Origin of the sequence: Lysinibacillus sp. NPDC056185, from assembly GCF_047737915.1 — a bacterium.
GTDB lineage: Bacteria > Bacillota > Bacilli > Bacillales_A > Planococcaceae > Lysinibacillus.
Map to the genome: position 1 here is coordinate 1 of NZ_JBLLLQ010000022.1, position 22,784 is coordinate 22,784.

23 protein-coding genes and 3 pseudogenes are annotated in these 22,784 nt (G+C 35.3%); 7 read left to right on the plus strand and 19 right to left on the minus strand.

Going from position 1 to position 22,784, the window contains the following annotated elements; all coding sequences use genetic code 11:
• The 3 genes and pseudogenes from ACMZ42_RS18770 to ACMZ42_RS18780 form a co-directional block, all read right to left on the minus strand.
• Positions 1–580 (minus strand): annotated as a pseudogene (locus tag ACMZ42_RS18770) (MFS transporter); the annotation flags it as partial.
• Between the two features lie 337 nt (positions 581–917).
• Entirely contained in the window at positions 918–2,201 is a 1,284-nt protein-coding gene (locus tag ACMZ42_RS18775) for a M56 family metallopeptidase (protein ID WP_415732365.1), read from the minus strand.
• Positions 2,202–2,212: 11 nt separating this feature from the next.
• Positions 2,213–2,572, minus strand: a complete 360-nt coding sequence (locus tag ACMZ42_RS18780; protein WP_376071065.1) for a BlaI/MecI/CopY family transcriptional regulator — start codon at positions 2,570–2,572, stop codon at positions 2,213–2,215.
• Between the two features lie 237 nt (positions 2,573–2,809).
• On the opposite strand from ACMZ42_RS18780, the gene ACMZ42_RS18785 reads away from it, so the two are divergent.
• Positions 2,810–2,986: a hypothetical protein gene (locus tag ACMZ42_RS18785; RefSeq protein WP_370083474.1), complete on the plus strand. Its 177-nt coding sequence runs from the start codon at positions 2,810–2,812 to the stop codon at positions 2,984–2,986.
• An 851-nt stretch (positions 2,987–3,837) separates the two neighbouring features.
• Here ACMZ42_RS18785 and ACMZ42_RS18790 read toward each other — a convergent pair.
• The 5 genes and pseudogenes from ACMZ42_RS18790 to ACMZ42_RS18810 form a co-directional block, all read right to left on the minus strand.
• Positions 3,838–4,467, minus strand: a complete 630-nt coding sequence (locus ACMZ42_RS18790; protein WP_370080319.1) for a hypothetical protein — start codon at positions 4,465–4,467, stop codon at positions 3,838–3,840.
• Positions 4,467–5,108 carry a 50S ribosomal protein L3 gene (gene rplC, locus ACMZ42_RS18795; protein WP_370080321.1) on the minus strand — a complete coding sequence of 214 codons (642 nt, stop codon included), beginning with the start codon at positions 5,106–5,108 and terminating at the stop codon, positions 4,467–4,469. Before rplC ends, ACMZ42_RS18790 begins: the two co-directional genes overlap by 1 nt.
• 81 nt (positions 5,109–5,189) lie before the next feature.
• Positions 5,190–6,242, minus strand: a complete 1,053-nt coding sequence (locus ACMZ42_RS18800; RefSeq protein ID WP_370080323.1) for a Cfr family 23S rRNA (adenine(2503)-C(8))-methyltransferase — start codon at positions 6,240–6,242, stop codon at positions 5,190–5,192.
• Between the two features lie 468 nt (positions 6,243–6,710).
• Positions 6,711–6,902, minus strand: a pseudogene (locus ACMZ42_RS18805) (hypothetical protein); the annotation flags it as partial.
• A gap of 69 nt (positions 6,903–6,971) precedes the next feature.
• On the minus strand, positions 6,972–7,406 hold the full coding sequence (locus ACMZ42_RS18810) for a MarR family winged helix-turn-helix transcriptional regulator (RefSeq protein ID WP_370080325.1): 435 nt from the start codon (positions 7,404–7,406) through the stop codon (positions 6,972–6,974).
• Positions 7,407–7,558: 152 nt separating this feature from the next.
• Here ACMZ42_RS18810 and ACMZ42_RS18815 point away from each other — a divergent pair, with 152 nt between their 5' ends.
• Entirely contained in the window at positions 7,559–8,035 is a 477-nt protein-coding gene (locus tag ACMZ42_RS18815) for a GNAT family N-acetyltransferase (protein WP_370080327.1), read from the plus strand.
• A 567-nt stretch (positions 8,036–8,602) separates the two neighbouring features.
• Here the strand turns inward: ACMZ42_RS18815 and ACMZ42_RS18820 are convergent.
• From ACMZ42_RS18820 to ACMZ42_RS18860, 9 genes and pseudogenes are all read right to left on the minus strand, one after another.
• On the minus strand, positions 8,603–9,871 hold the full coding sequence (locus tag ACMZ42_RS18820) for an MFS transporter (protein WP_415732366.1): 1,269 nt from the start codon (positions 9,869–9,871) through the stop codon (positions 8,603–8,605).
• A pseudogene (locus ACMZ42_RS18825) lies at positions 9,870–10,000 on the minus strand (IS200/IS605 family transposase); the annotation flags it as partial. The gene ACMZ42_RS18820 and the pseudogene ACMZ42_RS18825, both read right to left, overlap by 2 nt.
• Positions 10,001–10,120: 120 nt before the next feature.
• Positions 10,121–11,308, minus strand: coding sequence for an MFS transporter (locus ACMZ42_RS18830; protein WP_415732367.1), 1,188 nt, complete (start codon positions 11,306–11,308; stop codon positions 10,121–10,123).
• A gap of 622 nt (positions 11,309–11,930) precedes the next feature.
• Entirely contained in the window at positions 11,931–12,800 is an 870-nt protein-coding gene (locus ACMZ42_RS18835) for a metal ABC transporter permease (RefSeq protein ID WP_415732368.1), read from the minus strand.
• A complete protein-coding gene (locus ACMZ42_RS18840; protein WP_415732369.1) occupies positions 12,797–13,669 on the minus strand; it encodes a metal ABC transporter permease in 873 nt (290 codons plus the stop codon). Before ACMZ42_RS18840 ends, ACMZ42_RS18835 begins: the two co-directional genes overlap by 4 nt.
• Before the next feature lie 11 nt (positions 13,670–13,680).
• The gene (locus tag ACMZ42_RS18845; protein ID WP_415732370.1) at positions 13,681–14,409 is read right to left on the minus strand and encodes a metal ABC transporter ATP-binding protein; all 729 of its coding nucleotides are present in this window, start codon (positions 14,407–14,409) and stop codon (positions 13,681–13,683) included.
• A 9-nt stretch (positions 14,410–14,418) separates the two neighbouring features.
• The gene (locus tag ACMZ42_RS18850; RefSeq protein ID WP_415732371.1) at positions 14,419–15,333 is read right to left on the minus strand and encodes a metal ABC transporter solute-binding protein, Zn/Mn family; all 915 of its coding nucleotides are present in this window, start codon (positions 15,331–15,333) and stop codon (positions 14,419–14,421) included.
• A 187-nt stretch (positions 15,334–15,520) separates the two neighbouring features.
• A complete protein-coding gene (locus tag ACMZ42_RS18855) occupies positions 15,521–15,676 on the minus strand; it encodes a hypothetical protein (protein ID WP_415732372.1) in 156 nt (51 codons plus the stop codon).
• A 505-nt stretch (positions 15,677–16,181) separates the two neighbouring features.
• A complete protein-coding gene (locus tag ACMZ42_RS18860; RefSeq protein WP_370080349.1) occupies positions 16,182–17,129 on the minus strand; it encodes a bile acid:sodium symporter family protein in 948 nt (315 codons plus the stop codon).
• 125 nt (positions 17,130–17,254) lie between these two features.
• Between ACMZ42_RS18860 and ACMZ42_RS18865 the strand changes: the two genes are divergently transcribed.
• On the plus strand, positions 17,255–18,280 hold the full coding sequence (locus tag ACMZ42_RS18865; RefSeq protein WP_415732373.1) for an S-layer homology domain-containing protein: 1,026 nt from the start codon (positions 17,255–17,257) through the stop codon (positions 18,278–18,280).
• A gap of 191 nt (positions 18,281–18,471) precedes the next feature.
• Here the strand turns inward: ACMZ42_RS18865 and ACMZ42_RS18870 are convergent, their stop codons facing one another.
• A complete protein-coding gene (locus tag ACMZ42_RS18870) occupies positions 18,472–19,362 on the minus strand; it encodes a LysR family transcriptional regulator (protein ID WP_415732421.1) in 891 nt (296 codons plus the stop codon).
• Between the two features lie 113 nt (positions 19,363–19,475).
• Here ACMZ42_RS18870 and ACMZ42_RS18875 point away from each other — a divergent pair, with 113 nt between their 5' ends.
• A complete protein-coding gene (locus tag ACMZ42_RS18875) occupies positions 19,476–20,033 on the plus strand; it encodes a flavodoxin family protein (RefSeq protein WP_415732374.1) in 558 nt (185 codons plus the stop codon).
• A gap of 476 nt (positions 20,034–20,509) precedes the next feature.
• Here ACMZ42_RS18875 and ACMZ42_RS18880 read toward each other — a convergent pair whose 3' ends face one another.
• Entirely contained in the window at positions 20,510–20,932 is a 423-nt protein-coding gene (locus ACMZ42_RS18880) for a pyridoxamine 5'-phosphate oxidase family protein (RefSeq protein ID WP_370080355.1), read from the minus strand.
• A 159-nt stretch (positions 20,933–21,091) separates the two neighbouring features.
• Between ACMZ42_RS18880 and ACMZ42_RS18885 the strand changes: the two genes are divergently transcribed.
• The 3 genes from ACMZ42_RS18885 to ACMZ42_RS18895 all read left to right on the plus strand — a co-directional run bounded on the left by ACMZ42_RS18885 (position 21,092) and on the right by ACMZ42_RS18895 (position 22,746).
• Positions 21,092–21,718: a YczE/YyaS/YitT family protein gene (locus ACMZ42_RS18885; RefSeq protein WP_370080357.1), complete on the plus strand. Its 627-nt coding sequence runs from the start codon at positions 21,092–21,094 to the stop codon at positions 21,716–21,718.
• 145 nt (positions 21,719–21,863) lie between these two features.
• A complete protein-coding gene (locus tag ACMZ42_RS18890; protein ID WP_370080489.1) occupies positions 21,864–22,151 on the plus strand; it encodes a PadR family transcriptional regulator in 288 nt (95 codons plus the stop codon).
• Positions 22,138–22,746, plus strand: coding sequence for a DUF2812 domain-containing protein (locus ACMZ42_RS18895; protein WP_415732375.1), 609 nt, complete (start codon positions 22,138–22,140; stop codon positions 22,744–22,746). Before ACMZ42_RS18890 ends, ACMZ42_RS18895 begins: the two co-directional genes overlap by 14 nt.
• The last annotated feature ends 38 nt before the right edge of the window (positions 22,747–22,784 follow it).

A 22,784-nucleotide genomic window follows, 5' to 3' on the forward strand; every position in this document is an offset into this window, starting at 1 on the left:
AGTACCACTGATTAAACCAAAGTTCCAGCCCAATCCAAGTAAAGAAAGAGCTACGATTAATAGAACCATAGAATCGCTCGGTGCGAATGCTGCTAATAAACCTGCGCATAACAACGTCACTCCCGAAGCTATACTCATGGCTGTTCGTCCAATTTTATCAACAAGAACGCCTGTTACGAGCGACGGAAGATACATGGAACCTACATGAAATCCTTTAACAATTCCTACTTCCGATAAACCATGACCATGATGTTTCATATGTACTGGTGTCATCGTCATGATAGCAACCATTACGATCTGAGTAAGAACCATCACCGACTGTAAGACCTCTTTTATTAATAGCTTTTTCACTAAAGGATCCCGATTTATTCCCGTATTCATTCTCTCGTCTGTTCGCTTCTATCATTTTTGCTATTTCTAACGGATCAGGACGCAAAATAACAAAAAGGACAAGACCTGCTAAAATAAATGCTGTTGCTGATAAGATAAATGGACCTGCAAGAGCCGGAACACCAATGGATACAGCAAATTTTCCCATAATATCTACTAAATTTGGCCCTGCCACAGCACCAAGTGTTGTTGGCTAGTAACCATATTTCAAAGAGTAATAAAATTCTTCTGCTGTGGCACTTTAGTAATCTCTTGCCTGAAACCCAACGTCTTACCATTAAATGACCAATTTCTAATTCTTTCGCTCTGTTTTGTAACTTATAATTATTACTTTTGCTTGTTCAACTAACCAGCACGTTAGTGAAATAAGAAATCCTATTAACTTTAAAGCTACTAGGATTTCTTATCAAACTTTATTTTAAAACCACACCAACAAAGTGGAAGGCATTTAGTTTTATTATGAAAAAATGATGGAGTAAATGAAAAACTAGTCCCGGATTTCAGGACTAGTCTTTGGAATAACTTATTTATTCTTTATTTGTTGCGATTACACGTGGTTCCGTCGTACTATTTGTTGCATCAGTAACAATAACTGCATTTTGTTCTTTGCCTTTATTTGTTGCGATTACATGTGGTTCCGTCGTACTATTTGTTGCATCAGTAACAATAACTGTATTTTGTTCTTTGCTTTTATTTGTTGCGATTACACGTGGTTCCGTCGTACTATTTGTTGCATCAGTAACAATAACTGTATTTTGTTCTTTGCCTTTATTTGTTGCGATTACATGTGGTTCCGTCGTACTATTTGTTGCATCAGTAACAATAACTCCATTTCGTTCTTTGCCTTCTTTCAGCGTTGGTGGCTCTTGACCAGTTGCCGCAAAGACGGTCATCCCTCCAATGACTAATGTACACGCTAATGCTGTTCCTAAAACCGACTTTTTCTTTAAGGTCATAATGGACACTATCCTTTCTTCAATCCCATTTTTACTAAAATGATTACAAAGCGGCGTAACCGTATAGGTTTCATCTGCCATATTGATGAGAGATAGTGCATATGTTGACTTTGCCTTATCTCCAAACTGTCTAATAACCCTTTCGTCGCAAGACAATTCAATGTCTCTGTTTACTAAAAAATACATAAACCAAACTAAAGGATTAAACCAATGCAAAGCTACCATAATCGTTAAAATTACTTTCCACAAAACGTCAAAGCGTTTAATATGAATTAATTCATGCGTGAGAATAAACTGAATACTTGCAGCGTCTTCCCAATTTGTTGATTTCGGCAATAAGATGACTGGTTTAAAGATTCCATATGTTAACGGGGTTTTAATTCTATCCGATACTGCAATTTGAATCGTTCTTTTTAATTTATGATCGTTTAGCCATCGATCGAGATACTCATTATTCTTCACTGGGATGGCAGTTTTAAATTCTTTATAAAATCTAACATAGGCCACTATAAAGAATAGAAAAACCCCGATACCCCCACAGGCCCAAAGGTACTGGACGGAATCGCTTGTCATCAAAAGCTGATGAGAAAACGTGTTTGATGTTTGTGCGATTTCGATTGTATGGTGCATACTTTCCGAATCATTTGAGTGAGTGAGCGTAACAAATACGTTTTTCAGCATAGGCTGTATGCTCAACTTTGAATAAAAAGAATAGGGGATGAGTAGTTTAAATGCAACGATTCCCCAAAGAATTAAAAATGTTTGCTTTGGCACTTTATTTCTTACTAACATCCTCATCAATAGCACAATGATGAGGATGAGAGATGCGTCTACACTCATGTTGAGAATACTCATATCATAATTCCTCACTCAAGATCTTTAACAATTTGTTTTAATTTATCAATCTCACTCGCGGACATTTTTTTCTTGTCTAGTAAGGATGCGAATAGTAAAGATTTAGAACCATTAAATATTTTATCAATCAATTCCGTCGTTTCTTGTTCTTGTATCTGTTCTTTTCTGATGATTGGATGACAGATAAAGTTAGGTTCAATTCTTTCGATGGCCTCTTTTTTTATACATTTCTTTATGACGGTATAGGTGGTATTTTTATTCCAACCTATTCGTTCGTTTAACATTTGTGAGAGCTGTTTAGCTGTCAAATCGCCTTCTTCCCATAAAATATTCATGACTTGTAATTCCGAATCAAACAATTTAACTTGCATACGCGCATGCTCCTTTTCTTAAGTGGACTATTGCAATAGTTTGCCACACCCTAATACTACTGCGATAGTCTGTAGTTGTCAAGACTATTGAGATAGTCTGTTGGAAAGAATCCATTTTAAGGGCATAATTATACAGATAAATTAACCTTTGAATACTGTGTCTAAACCCATTTATCAATACTTATCTTAATTTTTCTCTAGAAAATTGATTCTCCAGTCCACCCAACTACCCATAATTTGCAAAAAGTTTTTGGACATCAGATGACTTTCCCATTTGATTTCTACTTTCTTGATGAAATTAGTGTTCTCCTCCTAGAACTTTCCGAGCTAGTATGCCAACGCACTCGATCGAAAGGATGGGTGGTAGTTTCAACATCAAGAATAAATTCTCTTACTTTCAAAGTGACCTTTTGAACGTTTGGGAAAAAATATTATTAACAGAAGACTTTCCCAACTATTTCCATAAGCCTTCGATCAGGTTAAGTTATGGGCTGTAGGGAGGCAGAAAAGCGGGTTTAAGCCTGTCTTCGGACGTATTTTTATTAGCAATGTTCCTAATGTAAAAAAGAGTGCTAGGTCCTCATTGAATTTAGATTTGCTTTAGAACCTGCACTTAAAATTCTGATTGATGTCAACTGTGAAGTGAAGCCGAAGCAAATTAAAGAGCCATCATCAAAGAAGACTTTACTAAGCTTTTATCGAATTTTAAATGTAGATAAGATAAATGGGCCTGCAAGCGCCGGAACACCAAACAGCAAATTCACCCATAATATTTACTAAATTTGGCCCTGCCACAGCCCCAAATGTTGTTAATTAGTTACCATATTACAAATAGACAAAAATTTTCTGCTATAACAATTTTAGGGCGGTCTGTTGCCTATTTAGTTACGAACAGGGCTGCCAGTATTCGGTGTATCAACGCCAACAAAGGAATCTTTTTGAATACATAAAAAATCAATGCTATACTCATAACACTTTTTTTATTTAAATCTTTAAAAAGGCTTAGGGATATCTCCTAAGCCTTTCAATCTTTCTCTTATTGTATAACGCTTGATTTGAAATCTTCTAAAGAGGTAAAGTAGTTATCAATCCTTATTCCAATCTATTGAGTTAGTATTTGTTAGTTTAAAATAAGATTTATACAAAATATTCTTATACAAACCTAATCTAACAAAATGATCAGAGCTTTGGTATATCCTTCCCGTCTCTACTTCATTAGAATGTAATTAAGGTTTAGGATGTATACTCATTATAGAAAAGTGAAATTATAAAAAAGCTTCAATTGACGCTGCTTTTTTCAATTCGAGAACAAAGGCTTTATATTTCTCTTCACGCTTTTCATATTCAAGGATGACACGAATGTATTCCTTTTGCATATCTCCGTTTTCAGGTGATTTTTGGTATTCATGTTCAATTTCTTCCTTGGATACACTGTTGTCTCCCAACTGATTATCAATAAATCGTTGCATACGCAATTCTTGCAATACTAATTGTTCAATCTCCAGTTTAGAGTAATCTTCTGATTCATCAATTCCAAACTCGTCAAATAATTCTTGCATACAATCAGTAATTTGTTCTTTATCAGGTTTCCATCCGGAAATGCTTCTATCCTCATTCATTTTTTGTACAATAAGCTCATGTTCAATGACTGATTCAAGAGCACAATAATAACACTCAAGAAGGTCTGATGAAGACATTTCAGAAGGTATGATACCCAACTTCATGTCGTTAATCAGCTCAATATTTAAATAGTTTAAATTTATTTCATAATCGTTAACTCTTGCCACGATGAATGGTAGTTGGATTTTTTCATTGTCAGTCAACATCAAAAAATCCGTAATAACTACATCCTCTCTACTTATACTTTGGCTGGAATTATTTTGTTTGTTTATCACTAATCATCACCATTTTCAGTCAATTTTTTAATTGCAGTTTCTATTTTTACAAACGACTTTTTAGCTCCAGGGATATTTCCTTTAATTAACAATAGGTTGCGTTCACTATCAACCTTTATGATTGTAAGATTTTGAATAGTGGTCTGTTTTCCACCCATACGTCCGGGCATTTTCTTTCCTTTGAATACTTTCATGCCATCATTTTTGGCGATTACACCGATGGAACCAGGAGCTCGATGGAATCTTGAACCGTGAGATGCAGGACCGCCACTTAATCTATGTCTTTTAATGACACCTTGAAATCCTTTTCCTTTAGATATACCAGTAACATCTACTATGTCGCCTTCTTGGAATATATCTGCACTAATACGTTTTCCAACATCTAATGATGCTCCACGAATTTCTTTAACATATCTTTTAGGAACGGTATTTGCCTTTTGACTTCTTCCAATTTCCGCTTTGATTGGATTCTTTTTATCAGAAAATCCAATTTGGATTGCATCGTACCCGTCATTTTCCAAGGTTTTCTTCTGTAACACCACATTCTCTTCTACTTCGACAACCGTCACAACTATGGGATTTCCACTATCACTAAACACTTGAGACATGCCTATTTTTCTCCCTAAGATTCCTTTTATCATAAATATCCTCCTAATAATTTAATTTATTGTTAGTAATAAATTATTAGGGTACTTCCCACGTTCTAAACATTACTCTCACCCTTATTTATTGGTTATTGTTTTTTGATAGTTTCCATACAACTGCCCGCAAGCAGCATCTATATCAATACCAAATTGGCTTCTAATGGTAACGTTAATTCCTGCTGACTTTAATTCCTTATAGAAGTTTACAACTTGATTCTCATTTACTTCTTCAAACCTCATAGGTGAACTAACAGTAGGGTTATATCTTATGATGTTTACATGAAACAAGTTCCCTCTCTTATATCTACCTCTTAAAAGGCTTACTACTTTTTTCGCATGGTCAATAGAATCATTAACTCCAGGCAACATAATATAAGCAATATAAACTTTTCTTGAGGTCACACGTATATGCTCATCTAATGTGTCCATTACATCCAATAATGGGTAGCGTTCATTAATTGGCATTAACTTGCTACGTTGTTCATTAAAAGGAGAATGTAATGAAAACGTCAGGTTGACCTGCGGATAGTTTTCAGTCATTTTTTTTATGCCCGGAATAATGCCTATAGTCGAAATAGATAACCTGCGAGGACTTAAAGCAAATAACTCCGGATTTGTAAGTACATTTAAAGCATCAAAAACTTGCACATTAGCTAATGCTTCTCCCATTCCCATAAAAGAAATACTATCAATTGAATGTCCTTTTAAGTGAAAGTACAAAATTTGATCAGTAATTTCATCTGACGTTAAGTTGCGTTTTAAACCTATATCTCCTGTTGCACAAAATTTACAACCAAAATTGCAACCGCACTGCGAGGATATACAAAATGACTCCCAACCAGCTTTATATTTCATATTTACCGTTTCTATTTTTTCGTCTCCTGAAATTCCAAATAAGACTTTTATAACTTGTTCAGAATGTTGTGCCTTTAAAGCAGCAATATTTAAAATCGATTCTCCAAACTCCTTAATTAACATTTTTCTTAGGGATTTAGGAAGAACCGTTATGTCATTGAAATTATTTATTCTCCCTTGGAATATAGCATTTGAGATTTGATTCATTCTAAAATTAGGAAATTTATTCTGCATCAAGAACTCTTGAATTCTTATATACTTGTTTTTTTGTTGCATGTTTTCTCATCCTTCCATAAAACTCTGGTTTGTTTGAGTAATAGAAGGGAGTTATCATCTAACCTTTTTATAAAAATTAGGCACAAAAAAAACACCGACACAATTATCGGTGTTATGCTTAAATAAATCACGCACAAATAAACAAGGACATTATGTCATTGAATTAGAGTTTATTTGCCGTAGAGAAAAAGCTCCGATAACTGTTTTTGTATGGTTATTTGGCTTAAAAAAGGACAGACTACTCCCTTTGTACGCCAAACCATTTCCAATTTTTGCATTTTTACCATACAAAATTCTAAAAACTGTTATCATTGCTTTCACCTCTTTCTTGTCAATATTAGTAATAAATACCATATCATAAAGATTCCCATATGTAAAGTTTAAAACATAAACAAATGCTTGACGTTAAAGTATTAACTAATCTGCACGATAGCTTAAGATACAGCAGCCAAAAATGGAGGCTGTATCTTAAGCTCTTGCAACTAATTGGTTACTTTGACACCCAGCTAATGATAATGTAGCATAACTTACATTAGCCACTACCATGCCTGATATAGCACTGCCTGAAGCCCCTGCTAGTGCAACTAAAACATCTATTTTACCTTTTGTTTTTGCGCGAGAGGAAGGCCCAGTTGAATCGACTTTTTGAGCAGTACTTGTTTCAATTTTAAAAAACGAATACGAATAGTTAAACATCTCTTCCAAAATCCGTTGAATATTTAAACACTTTTAAAATCTATTTTTATGAAATTTTTCTTTTATTACCATCATCGAGTTACGAATTACATTAATTTCACTATCCGTTAGTCCACTAAACAATTGAATTATTTGTTGATCTGACTGAATATTAATTTTCTCTAGCAATTCTTCTCCTTTTTTTGTCAATAATAGAAGGTTTTTTCTACTGTCAATCGTTGAGCTTTTTTTCTCTATTAATTCTTCCTTCTCTAACTTACGTAAAATTCTGCTCATATAGCTTCTATCAATATTAAGTTCTTGCACGAGAATATTCGCAATACACTCAGTTCTCTCGCTTATTTCAAATAGTATTCGTGCTTCAGTCAGTGAATAATCTGTATCAAGAATTTGGTTATTAAATAAACCAAGTACCTTTGTGTAAAATCTATTGAATTGTCTGATATCGTAAATAATCTCTTTATCCATATATTCTCCTTTAGTTGACTTTGTCCACTTTTAACATTAATATAACTATATCCTTAAAATGTGGACTTTGTCCATGTTTTAGGGATGCCATTTTCAAAAAATCTTTCGCAATCTTATCTTTATTATTACCAAATTAAAGGAGATTATATAATATGATTATTCGAAAAATTAGAAAAGAAGACAATGCAAAGGTAAAGGAAATAATACAAGATTCACTAAAATCACTTGGATTAGCGATTCCTGGGACAGCTTATTTTGACCCTCAACTTAACGACCTTCACCAATATTATAATAATTTAAAACATGCAAACTATTGGGTAGTAGAAATGGAAGGAGAGGTAGTTGGTGGAATTGGTATAGCACCTCTTAACGAACATGATAAAGTTTGTGAATTGCAAAAGCTATACTTAAGTACAAAAACACAAGGTTTAGGATTTGGAAAGATGCTAATGGAAACAGCTTTGTCATTTGCATCTAAACATTATGCACAGTGCTACTTAGAAACAATGCATCAATTAAAAACTGCATGTATGGTATATAAAAAATTTGGATTTACACTTTTACATGAGCCACTCTCAGGTTCTGAACATTCTACTATGAATGCCTGGTATTTAAAAGATTTGAATTAACCAGAAGTCCATTAAAAACGGCTATTTGAGGAATTTTTATCGCATATTAGAATTCTCTACTGCGGCACTTTAGTAGTTTCTTATCTGAAACCCAACGTCTTACCATTGAATCAACTTTTAATTCTTTCGCTACTGTTTTATAACTCATTCCATCTTTTGATTCGAATTAATAAAGTTATTTAGTTTTAATCAAAAAGGTAAGAGCCTTACTACAAAATAAATTAGAACAATCAACTAATGAATTACTCGAAGCGAGATATACAATTGAGAAAATTATAGCAGCCTTTAATGAGGTAATTAAGGCATGTAATCAAACAGAAGCAGATTATAAAACAAATAGCTAATTACATAGTTATTTGCTTTTATTAAGAGGAAAAGGTTCTTTTGATTTACATTTCGGAGTACCGAATGCCAACAAAAGAACCTTAAATTAAGTTATTTTTTAATAAAATTTTATTTAAGTTCACACTAAATTCTTGATTTTACTGCATGTTAAAAAAAAGATTACATTGGTTACTTAGAAACTATTTTAATAACCATTAAAAATTTTAGTATCAATAATTTATCTCAAGCTTTTCTTGACCAAATGACAACTGGAATAAGAATTAAAGATAATAGACCTCCAGCTAAAGATAATGTCGCATAGCTTGCATTAGCTACTACCATGCCTGAGAGAGCACCACCTGAAGCTCCTGCTAGTGCAACTAAAACATCTATTTTCCCTTGCGTTTTTGCACGTGTAGAAGGTTCAGTCGAATCAACAATTTGAGCAGTACCACTGATTAAACCAAAGTTCCAGCCCAATCCAAGTAAAGAAAGAGCTACGATTAATAGAACCATAGAATCGCTCGGTGCGAATGCTGCTATTAAACCTGCACATAACAACGTCACTCCCGAAGCTATACTCATGGCTGTTCGTCCAATTTTATCAACAAGAATACCTGTTACGAGCGACGGAAGATACATGGAACCTACATGAAATCCTATAACAATTCCTACTTCCGATAAACCATGACCATGATGTTTCATATGTACTGGTGTCATCGTCATGATAGCAACCATTACGATCTGAGTAAGAACCATAACCGTTGCACCAACTGTAAGACCTCTTTTATTGATAGCTTTTTCACTAAGGGATTCCATCTTATTTCCATATTCATTCTCTCGTCTGTTCGCTTCTATCATTTTTGCTATTTCTAACGGATCAGGACGCAACATAACAAAAAGGACAAGACCTGCTAAAATAAATGCTGTTGCTGATAAGATAAATGGGCCTGCAAGAGCCGGAACACCAATGGATACAGCAAATTTCCCCATAAAATCTACTAAATTTGGCCCTGCCACAGCACCGAACGTTGTCATCATCATTGTTGTACTGATAGCCGTTGCTCGTTGTTTATTATTGGCTAAATCTGTCCCTGCATAGCGAGCCTGTAGATTTGTTGCAGTCCCTGCACCGTAGATTACTAGAGAAGCGAATAATAAAATAACACTATTCATCATGGCGGCAATTACTACACCAATTGCACCGAGTCCTCCAACAATAAAACCTGTTGATAAACCTGTGCGACGCCCATAACGTTGTGATAATTTCCCTACAACTAAAGCCGCACCTGCCGATCCTAAAGTAAATAAAGCGGATGGTACTCCTGCATAAGCATCCGTTCCTAGCATTTGTTGAGCTAAAAGTGCCCCTACCGTAATACCTGCAGCTAGACCTGCCCCACCAAAAATTTGTGAGAGACTAACTACGATTAGCACTCGCTTATATAAGCCCTTTAGCTTTTCAGGTGAATCAATATAACTGTCTGTCACTTCTTGTGCTTTTCCAAGCATCTTTCAACACCTTCTTTCTACTTTCCCCTACATCTGCACGAAGAAAAATCTTTCTTCTGTACCGGGGACAAATAACGAAATGATAGTAAATAATGATACGGTTGTGTCTGTTCTTCTATATTCGTTCATCTACACAATGTATCAGTTTTTTATAAACCACAATATACATACTAAAAATGTAGACTTAACTAAGAAATAAGAACTGTCAAAAACCGCTTACAGATTTGACAGTTCTTTTTCTGGTTATATTTAATGAGCATGCATAACAACATTCTTTTTCTTTGAATATAGTAAAAAAGTGATGGTTAAACTTAAGCTAATAATTCCAAAAACAAGCCCCAATCCACTTAAACCAACTAAATCCAGCATCATGCCTGTTGATAATAAGACGACCTGAAAGATGACAGAATCAATCATATTACGAAATGAGAAAAATCGCCCATGAAAATCTTTTGGCACTTGCTTTTGAAAAATCACCATTGTCGTTGGGAAAAAACAGCCTACTGAAAAACCAAAAACTCCAAAAGCCACTAATGCCAAAATTTTAATATCCGAGAATATTAGCATTAGCTCCATCGAACCGATGATAAATGCTAATATAAAAAGTAATGTTCTAGTGTTCAGCCGTTCTGTAATAAATTTCAAACCAGCTGCACCTAGCATAAAACCTATGCCCTCAACTGTATATAATAATCCTGATATTGTCGTTGAATGATGAATCTCAGAAATTTTCATAATAACTAAATTAAAGGAACCTAAAAATAATGTTGGAATTAACATTAAGACAAGTGTCATTAAAACAACAGGGTGCTCCCTCACCATCGGTAACACTTCTTTAAAGTCGCCATTTTCTTTAGTTGCCGACGATTGATTTGCCGTTTCATCTAATTGTAGGAAGTTCGTAATAACAAACATCATTATATAGACAATAAATGAAATGATGTACAACCATTTCAGCTCAAAGAAACTTAGCATGAATCCCGCTGCAGCAGTACCTATAATCCTTGAAATCGTTCGAGCATTCATTTGCCAAGCATTTAATGTAATTAAATCCTTATCCTTAACGATCATTGGAATAATAGATTGTAGAGCAGGCATATAAAAGGCTGCTGCTATTTGTAACGTAATTAAAAAAAGAATCATCCAAATAACCGAATTTGTATAAAGTGCCATAAACATAAATAAAACACTTATAATTCGCCCTACACTAGCCCACTGTACAACTGTTTTCTTCATTGACCTGTCAATAATACGCCCTGCCAACGGACCTACGACTAAACCCGCCAATATACCGCTAGAAATAATTAATGATTTGTGAAAGTCAGACGGAACGACCTCTTGCATAAAAGCAAGATTCCCTATAATCCCAGCCCACAAGCCAAGACCTACAACAAATTCACCTAATAAAATTATCCATACATTCCGATTATGCCACATGCGTATCTCCTTGTTGTTTCATATTAATCATTACATAGTAATAAAATTATAAATATTCGCACAGAGGCGTTTTACAATAATTGTATTTTTATGAATGTTAAAAAATATTTTCTACTCTATAAATATGTATTCCGTTTAGACCTTTCATTATGTTTTCTTGCCTTTTCGAATTGCTTTAAACAGTATACTATTTTTGTAGAAAGTAAAAATCAGGCAAAAGTTTGAAATAATCAACAGGCAAATGACAAAAAACATCGTTTGATTCTATTATCAAACGATGTCAGACTGTAGATAAACGTTACTTTTTTTGTATAAAACTTTATGATAATTTTAATCAGCAAACCTACCATTTAGCATTTTGTGAGGAGCGTCGATACTGTCACATTTTCCTCCTGAAGTTTATGTGGTAAGGCTAGTTTTTTATATAGTGTAAAGCATAGCCATCATATTATTTTGGTTTCAGCTTGTCGACTCTTACTGTTGATGTGGAGATTGAAGCCAAGCCCGTGGAAAGCGTCACTTGGAGTGAAAATCAACTATTTATTGATACACACTAATTTATATTTATTCTTTTGTCGACAAGCTGACATCATTTGATACATGATCAAACGATGTTTCATCTTTACATAGCTTCTAATTGACTAACGAGCGATTTTCTTCGGCGCTCGGCGATTTTTTGACCTACTAATACAATGATAAATATTAAACCCACGGTTGTTGCCATCATCCCTGCAATGGACGTATCCCAAAGCTTCGCTAAATAATAGCCTATTACCGATGCTGCAGCCCCAAATAGCATACTATACATAAACATTTGTTTAATCGTTTTGCTTATTAAATAGGAGGTGGCAGCTGGTCCTATTAACATAGCGACAACTAAAATCGCGCCGACACTATCAAATGCAGCAACGGTTGTAAAGGAAATGGTTGTCATAAAGCCATAATGTAGAAAAATTACTGGTAAACCGATGGAAGCAGCATAAACTGGGTCAAAGGTTGTTAACTTCATTTCCTTAAAGAATAATAGAAGGAACCCAATGTTAACTATCAGTACAAACAATAGCATCCATACGGCCTTTGGCATTGTGATTGACAGTAATGTCCATCTATCCCAAGGTACAAATGCAATTTCACCCATCAATACATGCTCAACATCTAAATGTACATTACCAGCAAATAATGTGATGAGTAGAACACCTGCAGCAAACAAGGACGTGAAGACAACGCCAATGGCAGCGTCCTCCTGAATGCCAGAGGAATTTAGTAATTGCACAAGGTAGGCCGTCAGAATTCCTGCGAATGCTGCCCCAATTAACATCCAAAAGCCATTTAATGTTTGGGTAATAATATAAGCCATGACAATACCGAACAATACTGTATGACTAATTGCATCTGCAATCATCGACATTTTACGTAAAATTAGAAAGACTCCTGCAACCCCACATGTAACCCCTACTAAAATGCCTGTAAAAACAACCCAAAACTCAATCATCCTAACTCACCTTGCCTTCGGAACTGCATTTTCCTACGATATTTATTAACTTGCCCATTCGGACTAATAAAATAGGAAATAAAGAATATTGCGGCTGCTACTAAGACAATAATTGGACCTGTTGATAATCCTGTTCGAATTGCGCTTATAAAGGTGCCAATAATACCAGAAATACCTCCGATTGCTGCACTAAGCACGAGCATTGAGCTCAATTTACTTGTCCATAATTTAGCACTTGCAGCTGGGATGATTAGTAATGCAGACATCAAAATAACACCCACTGCCTGAATGCCTGTTACAATGGTCATAACAATTAAAATCGTTAGTGTGGCTTTTAAAGCTTCAATTGGTATGCCAATTCCTTTAGCATAAACAGGGTCAAAGATTAGGAGCTTCCATTCTTTATAAAGAAGCAGACTGACCACAATAATTATGGTTGCACTTAAAAGTAACCACATTAAATCAGCTTTTGTCATCGTCGCTGCTTTCCCAAAAATAAAATTATTTAGACCACTTTGATTGCCTAATGGACTTCGATTGACAACTGTTAAAAATACAACACCTATCCCGAAAAACACAGTCAAGACCAATCCAATTGCTGCATCTGCTTTCAATTTCGAAAAAGAGACAATCCATTGTATGCAATAAACGGATAAAGCCGATGTGATACCTGCCCCAAGCATTAATATAGGTAATTCCTTTTGTCCCGTTAATAGAAAGGCAAGAGCGATCCCTGGTAATGCAGCATGTGCCGCTGCGTCGCCTACTAAACTTTGCTTTTGTAAGAAGGAGAAGGTGCCAGTTATGCCAGCCGCGATCCCAAGTAACATCGTACCGACTAATACCCACAGTAAGTTACCACTTAACATATTCACCCTCCTTAGGCGTTTTGCATCATGAATAGTTTACCACCGTATGTTTTTTGTAATTGCTCTGGTGTAAAAACATCTTCTGTTGGGCCTGATGCTAAAATTGTTTTATTTAAAAGAATTGTATAATCAAAATATTCTTTTACTGTTTGTAAGTCATGATGGACGACAAAAATACTTTTTCCTTTCGCTTTCAAGTCTTTTAAAATATCGATTATTGTTTTTTCTGTAGCAGCATCCACCCCAGCAAAAGGTTCATCTAAGAAATAAATATCCGCATTTTGGGCTAGGGCTCTTGCTAAGAATACCCGTTGCTGCTGCCCTCCTGATAACTGACCGATAGAACGTTCTGCAAAGTCTTGCATGCCTACACTTGCAAGAGCTTGTTGTGCTATAACTTTATCCTTTTTAGACGGTCTTTTAAATAATCCAGTATGTCCGTAACGTCCCATTAGTACAATATCAAGAGCATTAGTTGGAAAATCCCAATCTACAGCATTGCGCTGAGGAACATACCCAACTACTAAGCTTTTTGGTTCAAAAATTTTCCCAAGAATTTCAACTCTTCCTACCTTATTTGGTAGTTGATTTAAGATGGCCTTTAAAAATGTAGATTTCCCCGCTCCATTTGGACCTATAATTGCTGAGAGATGGCCCGTAGGAACCGTTACACATGCGTTTTCTAATACTATTTTCTTATCATATGCAACTGATAAATTTTCAACTGTTAATGCATTCATAATTCTCACCTACTTCAATGCATCGACGATTGTGTCGATGTTATGTTGATACATACCGATATATGTACCTTCTTTTGTACCCTCAGCACCCATAGCATCCGAGAATAGCTCCCCGCCAATCACTATGTCATGGCCTTTTTCTTTCGCTCCTTCAATCACAGCTTGCATTGCTTTATCAGAGACGCTCGATTCTATAAAAATAGCTTTAATATTATTTGCCGCTAAAAAATTCACCATTTCCTGTACATCTTTCACACCATATTCGGAATCTGTACTTAGCCCCTGTAAGCCACGCACTTCAAAACCTTGGCTTCTACCAAAATAATTGAATGCATCATGAGCAGTTACTAAAATACGCTGTTTTTCTGGGATTTCATTTACTCTGTCCTTCGCATATGTTTGTAACTCATCTAGCTTTTTCAAGTAAGCTTCTTCGTTTGCTGCAAAATCCTCTTTAAATTGCGGGTATTCTTCCTGAAGCTTGTCTCCGATTGCTTGAACAACCCCTTTCCAAAGCTCAATATCAAACCAAATATGCGGATCATGTATCATAGCTTCATCATCACTAGCAAGTAGATCTTTTTTATCTAACTTTTCTCCAACGGCGAGCACTGTTTTGTTTTTGGACATCTGCTCAAAAATATCAAGCATTTGTCCCTCTAAATGTAAACCGTTATAAAAAATAACCTCTGCTTTATCCAATTTCGTTAGATCACTTTGTGTAGCTTTGTATAAATGGGGGTCTACTCCCGGCCCCATTAAGGCTGTTACCTTTAAATGATCGCCACTAATTTCTTTAATGGCATCCGCAATTTGCCCAGTTGTTGCGACAACTACTCCTTCCTTTTCTCCCCCTGTTTCGGCAGAACAACCGATTAACAAGAGTGATAATGATAAAACAAGTACACCAAGAAAACGTTTCATGCTTAAATACCTCTTCTTTCACTTTATATTTAAGGCATGTTTTTTGTTGATAAAATCGTGCTCGACAGAAAGGTATTTTTTACGCGGGCCATAACGACAGGTTCCTCGCAACGTGGAATCCTCTTTTTTGTTATGCCCGCTCAAAAGGCTCTTGTCAAAATCTAGTTAATATCAACACAGCCTTAATTTAAATTAATTTTCTGACAAGGCGGCGCCAGCCTATCCAGAAAATAATTACCATCATTCCTGCACCTATAGACTCGGTCAGTTTCCACAAAAGTATAAGAATCAGCAAAATAATTAAAGGAAGAATCGTCAGCGTCAAATCATCTAACTCTTTCATTCGTTCGACCTTCTTTCTTGAACGACATTTTCTTTCCCTAAGGAAACTATAAACTTAAACTCGAAAAATTTCAACTCTTTTGTAAACTTTAATTAGGAAAAGTGCCCTTTTTCTAGAAAAATTATTACTCAAAATATTTCCAATAGCACAAAACACCAGCATTTCTAGTATAAAAAGTGCTGGTGTTTACTCTCAAATTTATATTTTTGTATAATTTTTAATATGCAAAATCTCCTCCCTTCCTACATATAAATAACATGGATATTGCTTATCTTCATCATATTCTGAAGGTAGCATAATGGAAACCCCCTGCTTTTTATTTTCACTTGATGATTTTGCATCAAAATTTTTAGTGTGTCTTTTCTTCTTTTTGAAACAGCTTCACCATCATTAATTGTTACAAAATGATGCAACGCTTTACTAACAGTCGATGATAGCAGCACTGAATTCTTACATACTCGCTTCTTCCTGAACAATTTCGAACATTTTTGCATTTAACTTATATTTAACCTTCCGCATATTTCAGCTGATACTTTTCCATTACTCGGCTAAAGAACGAGGCTAAAACTTGCTGAAATAGCATACCAAACACTACAGGCATAACCGTCTTTGCAGGAAAGTATGTAGTCGCTACTACAACCCCTACAGCAATATTACGCATCCCTCCTGTAAAAACGAACATCGTAACAATACTTTTATCCTTCCAAAGTATATGCCCTAACACTAAACAAAAAGCATATCCTGATACAGCAAGTAGAAATACGACCAAAATAACACTAACAAGCTCCAAATTAATATTTTTAATATACGGTGCAATTGCACTACTATTAATCATTACAATACTAAATAAGCTAAGTTTTGAAAAAGGGGCTAATTTCTTATCAAGTGTCAGCTCAATTTCACCTTTAGTAAACTCATTTAACGCTACACCTATTAGAGAAGGCACAACAATCATCCAAAGTAAATCTAGAATGAGACCAACAGTATCAATTTCGATTGTTTGCCCTACAACAATATGAAGTAATGCAGGAATGACAACGGGCGAAATGAGTGTATCGATTAAAATAATTGCAAGACACAATGTAAGATGCCCCCTACAAATACTAACCCAAATAAAGCTAGTTACCCCTGTTGGTATAGCGACTGCTATAACAAAACCAATTGTTAGTAGATGATCTTGAAAGATGATGTTTGATACAAAATAAGCCCAGATTGGCATGAGTAGGTGTAAAAATGCAATAACAATTAATATAGCTGTTGGGTATTTTTTAAGATTTTTTATTCCTTCAAAATTCATGCTTAAACTACCTGCAAATGTCATAAAAGCAAACAACCACGGCACTAAAAATAAGAGCTGATGCCCTACGTTCTCAAACAACACACCAATCACTAAGCTAAGCGGTGTTAAAATAGGCATCCATTTTTGAAGGTATTTATTAAAACTATTCAACATCTCTTTTTATTCCTTCTTTCATAAAAGAATAGTTTTCTTTAGTTTATAAACTAGAAAAATTTGCAGTTTATATCCATATCCTTCAAACTATTAACATGACTAGAAAGAAAGGATGACTGTGACTAATGAAAAAATTAGTGTGCACTTTATTGCTTCCCCTACTTGTTGTGGCAACTGGATACACTGTACAAGCTGCTGGCTTTAAAGATGTGCCAGAAGATCACTATGCCTATGAAGCCATCATGTGGGCAGAGGAATATGATATCGTTAATGGCTATCCAGATGGTACATTTAAGCCCAATGCAACAATCACAGAGCAACAATTCGCAAAACTACTTGCTAATTTTTATGAGCTTGAATCACCTTATGATGAGTTAAAAAAACAAACCCCTGCTGCAAACGGGTCTGACGAATATTATAATCGTCTTGCGAGCTACGGTGTTCCATTAAACGGATATTTCGATAATAATATTCGCGCAGCTAGTGTGAAGCGAGGTGTTGTGGCACAGGCAATTACACATTTAGCTAATGGTAAAAGTGGATTAGATCAATCCATAAAGTTTCTAATCGATTATTATATTTCCACTGGTCAAAACTTCCAGTATGAAAACCGCAATTTACAGAAATTTTTTGGCGTATCTAACAATATGACACGAGCTCAAGTCGTGACAATGCTACACCGTATGGATGAAAGAAATTTTTATGAAATTTCAGAGGACGCACAGGCCATTCATGAAAATACGAATAAGGCTTCTTTAAATACTCGAGCGAAAAATGGTCAAAGTCAGCTAGATCAAACAATGCAGCTGATAACACCTTCTAAAAGTGCTTGGGATGGTAACTATTCGTATTACTATAAATGGGGTACAGGCTCAACTGATTTTAATCGTCGTGATGCCTATATTTCAAACGCAACAAGCAAAAGCTTTACTATATTTATTACTGCCAATGATGGGACAGCTACAGGGAGTGTCGACGGGACAGCAACGATTACTTCTAGCACTAAGGCTGTGATGAACAAATCCTCAAATGGCAATCGTTGTGTATTAGAATTTGAGCGCCTTAATAATGCGCTTAAAATTACCGAGGTAGATTGTCGTACAGAGCATGATGAAGGAACTAATTTTTCTGGCACTTTAAAGAAACAATGAGTTTTCCATAGGCCAACTGAAAATAAAGGAACACCCTTGAGGTACTTTTATAAATCACAATAATACTCTTTCTTAGTGAAAAGAACTAAAAAGTGCGAAATGGATAAAAAATCATTCGCACTTTTTTAATTATTTTTAAAAATCAATCAAAATGGATTCTAAATCGAAGTCTGGTACAACAAAATATACCTTTAAAACTGCTTATACATCTTCATGGCAATCTCTATAAAATCAGCGAGATACGGAGATATGTGTTTATCCTTATGCCAAGCGATATCCGTAAAAATATCAGCTAAATTCATGGATGTAGTCAGTTCTTTTAAACGATTGTTTTCTAATTCCTTCTCCACCACCATTTTGGGTAAGAATGTAATACCTAAACCAGACATCACACATTGCTTAATAGCTTCAATACTTGCAAATTCAATCATTTGTATTGGTAGCGCACCTTCCTGCTGAAGCTGTACTTCCAATTGATTACGGTAGGAGCAGCCGCTTTCCGTCAAAAGCATCGTTTCATTTGAAAGTTGCTGTACAGAAAATACCTTTTTCTCCGCGTTGTTACTAGTAGAAGCACTGACAAATACTAATTGCTCTCGAATAAGTCGCTCACGATGTAACATGGGTGTTTCCTTATACGCATCTGTAATAAACGCGATATCTAGATTGCCTGACTGCAATAAATCTTTGGCGATTTCAGTTGTATGAACAGGCTTAAAAATGATTTTTACTTGTGGATGGGCTTTCTGAAATTGTTGTAAAATACTCGGAAGACGGTACACACATTGACTTTCCTGTGCACCTATTTTTAACACTGCTTGTGCTTTTTCATTTAATACAGCTTTTTTCATATCCATATTTAAATCTAACATTTTTTGAGCATACTGTTGTAATCGCTTGCCCTCCTCTGTAAGGGTAATGCGTTTTCCAAGCCTCTCAAAAAGAACTACACCAAGCTCTTCTTCAAGCGATTTAATTTGTGCTGTAATACTCGACTGAGCATAGCCTAGTAGCTGTGCAGTCTGGGTAAAACTTAACGTTTCTGAAGCTGTTAAAAACGTTTGCAGTTGTTTAAGATCCATCTTTCCCACCTCTAAATCGTTTTTTTCGATATATTTCATCGAAAGATTCTGCTTTATCGATAATAAATATAAGTTTACACTTGTTATAGTCTGAAGAATAGAGGAGGATTCTAATGAATATTACCACTTTTATCGGAAGCTCTAGAGCCGGTAGTAATAGTGAACAACTAGCTGATTATGTATTAGATGGCATAAATCATGTAAAAATAAATCTAAAAAAATTAACGATTGAGCCCATCAACGATTTACGTCATGATAACGATGGCTTTCAGTTTGTAGATGATGATTATGATCAAATTATCCATGCATTTTTAACAAGCGATCTCGTTATTTTTGCAACACCGATATATTGGTACAGCATGTCGGGAATCATGAAGAACATGGTGGATCGACTGAGTCAAGCTATTCGAGATGAGCGGTTTCCACAGCTAAAAGAGAAACTACAAACTACAGAAGCCATTGTTCTTGCTGTCGGTGGTGACGACCCATATATAAAGGGTCTACCAATGATTCAACAATTCCAATATATTTTTGACTTCTTAAAGATGCCGTTCTCCTCATATATTATCGGTGAAGCAAACAAACCTGGTGAGATAATTCATGATGAACAAGCACTGACGCAGGCATCCATATTAAATAAGAAATTAAAAGCACGTATTTATCCCATTTAAAAAACGACCTGAAAGCGGCTATGCTTTTAGGTCGTTTCATTATGTTGAAAACAAAATAGTTGAGGAAATCTTGGTGAACATTAAGGTGTCCTAATAAATAGTTGTATGCCCTTTCGGCAAAACGAGGGGTTGATTTCCGTTCCGACTGAGCGCTTTGTTGCTGACGCTTCGCTTTCGCACAGAGATAAAACATTTGCCGCTGACGCTTCGCTTTCGCGCAGATAAAACATTTGCCGCTGATGTTTCGCTTTCGCACAGATAAAACATCTGCAATTTGTGCATTAGGTAAAATAAAATCCGCCTCAATTTTTCCTTGCGTTGTTAATATATTTTGTGCAAGCTGTTGTCATTCTCTGCACCCCTGTTTTCTTTTTGAATTATCATGCATGAACACTCGCCTAAATTTAAGTTAAGATTATCATTTAACAAAGAATATTTTCTCCATTTTCAATAAATAATCAAAAAACGACCACAGCTTAATGGTCGTTTGTAAATTCGAGTTCCTTAGGTGGCTCCCCTTTTTTATTCATCAAACGCATACGAATTGGTTCGATTTTTAGTGTAATCATTTCATCATGATTACCAACGAAAATGCTTGTGAAAAATTCAGCTAACTTATTTTTTATTCCATCCTCTAGAATTTCTGTTAGCTTTCCTTCAATTTCTACATACGTATCACCAAAGCCTCTATTTTCGTATCCATACAATATATGTGTATATGGATTTTTACGAAGCTCCTCCATTTTTTCAGAATGTTTATTCGTTACTGTGTACAAAACAAAATCTTCATGTTGGAATGTCATATAGCGTGAGAACGGTTTGCCATTCGCAACTGTTGCCATCGTTCCTATTTTTTCCCGATTTAAAACTTCTAATATTTCATCTCGTACAGAGGTCATGTCATCTCATCCTTTCTGATTTCCTTTTATTTTGTCCTTTTTTAGCGAGTCTAACCTTATTTTTTGAAAAGTGTGAAATGACAATCTTCGGCTTATTTATAAATTTATTGCTATAATATTTTGTTAGACAACACGAATTTTTAGAATGAGGTTATAATGATGAAGCAAGCTTTTTTCACACGGTGTCTGTTCTTTTTAACAGGTATTTTAGTTTTATCTTTAGGTATAACGTTAACAATTAAAGGTCAGGTTTTTGGTGTTGGTTCGTGGGATGTGTTACATATTGGGCTAGCTAATACATTAGGATTAACCATTGGTACTTGGTCAATTCTCGTCGGACTAGCCATTTTAGCATTTGATATGGTTATCACGAAGAGATTTCCACTGCCAGGCACATTTATAGATATGTTTTTAGCAGGTATTTTTATTGATATTTTTAACTATTGGATACCAGATATAGATGGTTTTTGGATGCAGCTATTCGCTTATGTATCTGGCTTAATATTACTTGGCTGGGGCTGCGGTATGTATATGGTGGCAAATTTAGGAATCGGTCCTCGAGATACATTGATGCTTCTATTTGTTAATAAGCTGGGCTGGAGTGTCACACGTGCACGAACAACTTTGGAAGTATCAGTTGCTATACTTGGTTTTTTACTTGGCGGGCCAATTGGGGTTGGAACAGCTCTAATGGCTTTTGGTCTTGGGCCAATTATACAATTCGCACTAACATTTAACGAGAAATTATTTACAAAATGGACTGGCGTGAAAAGCGCTGTGATTTAAGCTTACAAGACAATGCAAATAATGCATTGTCTTTTTTTATTCAGTTGAAATATACAGTTGAACTATATATAATCAAACTATATAGTTGAACTGTATATGAGGTGAACTTGTGAAAAAACATAAATTACTACCATTATCTGAAACCATGCATTACATTCTACTCGCCTTACGTGAACCGTTACATGGCTATGCAATGATGCAAAAAATCGAGGAAATGAGCGCTGGTAGTGTAAGGATTGCTGCTGGCACTATGTATGGAGCAATTGAAAATCTGTTGAAATATCATTGGATTTCGCCTGTAGAGACCCAGGATACAAGGCGCAAAGTTTATCAAACAACAGCTGAGGGACTAGAAATATTGGCGGTCGAGCAACAACGATTGCAGCGAATTTTATCTTTATATGAGGGAGTTGATGGACATGATAAAGTTTAAAATCTTTTTTGATATTGAAAAGGAAGAGCAATGGTTAAATAATATGTTGTCCAACGGTTGGGTTTGTACAAATGTGAGTTCTGGCGGATTTTATACATTTAAAAAGACAGCTGATCTCGAACAAGTTATCCGTATTGATTATCAGCAAGATCTTCGGAGTGAAAAACGAACTAACTATAAACAGTTATATGAGGATTTTGGATGGCAAGCATTAAAGGAAAAATCATATGATGGCACTTATTATTGGTTAAAAAGAAAAGATGGCAACGATGAATTATTTTCTGATAATGATTCGCAAATTGCTAAATACAAACGATTGATGAAGCATGCCAGCAATTGGGCACTACTCTCTTTTATATGGTTAATGATTTTTTATTCCAATGACAATTATTATTACTTTTTCAATATAAAAGATGCTTATTTTACGCCAGGTTTATGGGATGCAAAGGGTTTTGCTTTTCTATTTTCTTTTTTATTTGAAACACCATTTGCCATCATGCGTATTATCCCACCATGGCTTTTTTTAGCAACTGGCAGCATGTACCTAGTCACGTATTTCCGTTATCGCCAATCCATACAGAAACTTATAGAGTAAACTGCAAGGAGCTACCTTCTAATTTAAAATCATTTGTA

Bases quoted from the DNA above. Each gene is read 5' to 3' on its own strand.
- ACMZ42_RS18775 (WP_415732365.1), bottom strand. From the start codon at position 2,201: ATGAGTATTCTCAACATGAGTGTAGACGCATCTCTCATCCTCATCATT.
- ACMZ42_RS18780 (WP_376071065.1), bottom strand. From the start codon at position 2,572: ATGCAAGTTAAATTGTTTGATTCGGAATTACAAGTCATGAATATTTTA.
- rplC (WP_370080321.1), bottom strand. From the start codon at position 5,108: ATGATAAAAGGAATCTTAGGGAGAAAAATAGGCATGTCTCAAGTGTTT.
- ACMZ42_RS18800 (WP_370080323.1), bottom strand. From the start codon at position 6,242: ATGCAACAAAAAAACAAGTATATAAGAATTCAAGAGTTCTTGATGCAG.
- ACMZ42_RS18810 (WP_370080325.1), bottom strand. From the start codon at position 7,406: ATGGATAAAGAGATTATTTACGATATCAGACAATTCAATAGATTTTAC.
- ACMZ42_RS18815 (WP_370080327.1), top strand. From the start codon at position 7,559: ATGATTATTCGAAAAATTAGAAAAGAAGACAATGCAAAGGTAAAGGAA.
- ACMZ42_RS18820 (WP_415732366.1), bottom strand. From the start codon at position 9,871: ATGCTTGGAAAAGCACAAGAAGTGACAGACAGTTATATTGATTCACCT.
- ACMZ42_RS18830 (WP_415732367.1), bottom strand. From the start codon at position 11,308: ATGTGGCATAATCGGAATGTATGGATAATTTTATTAGGTGAATTTGTT.
- ACMZ42_RS18835 (WP_415732368.1), bottom strand. From the start codon at position 12,800: ATGATTGAGTTTTGGGTTGTTTTTACAGGCATTTTAGTAGGGGTTACA.
- ACMZ42_RS18840 (WP_415732369.1), bottom strand. From the start codon at position 13,669: ATGTTAAGTGGTAACTTACTGTGGGTATTAGTCGGTACGATGTTACTT.
- ACMZ42_RS18845 (WP_415732370.1), bottom strand. From the start codon at position 14,409: ATGAATGCATTAACAGTTGAAAATTTATCAGTTGCATATGATAAGAAA.
- ACMZ42_RS18850 (WP_415732371.1), bottom strand. From the start codon at position 15,333: ATGAAACGTTTTCTTGGTGTACTTGTTTTATCATTATCACTCTTGTTA.
- ACMZ42_RS18855 (WP_415732372.1), bottom strand. From the start codon at position 15,676: ATGAAAGAGTTAGATGATTTGACGCTGACGATTCTTCCTTTAATTATT.
- ACMZ42_RS18860 (WP_370080349.1), bottom strand. From the start codon at position 17,129: ATGTTGAATAGTTTTAATAAATACCTTCAAAAATGGATGCCTATTTTA.
- ACMZ42_RS18865 (WP_415732373.1), top strand. From the start codon at position 17,255: ATGAAAAAATTAGTGTGCACTTTATTGCTTCCCCTACTTGTTGTGGCA.
- ACMZ42_RS18870 (WP_415732421.1), bottom strand. From the start codon at position 19,362: ATGGATCTTAAACAACTGCAAACGTTTTTAACAGCTTCAGAAACGTTA.
- ACMZ42_RS18875 (WP_415732374.1), top strand. From the start codon at position 19,476: ATGAATATTACCACTTTTATCGGAAGCTCTAGAGCCGGTAGTAATAGT.
- ACMZ42_RS18880 (WP_370080355.1), bottom strand. From the start codon at position 20,932: ATGACCTCTGTACGAGATGAAATATTAGAAGTTTTAAATCGGGAAAAA.
- ACMZ42_RS18885 (WP_370080357.1), top strand. From the start codon at position 21,092: ATGAAGCAAGCTTTTTTCACACGGTGTCTGTTCTTTTTAACAGGTATT.
- ACMZ42_RS18890 (WP_370080489.1), top strand. From the start codon at position 21,864: ATGCATTACATTCTACTCGCCTTACGTGAACCGTTACATGGCTATGCA.
- ACMZ42_RS18895 (WP_415732375.1), top strand. From the start codon at position 22,138: ATGATAAAGTTTAAAATCTTTTTTGATATTGAAAAGGAAGAGCAATGG.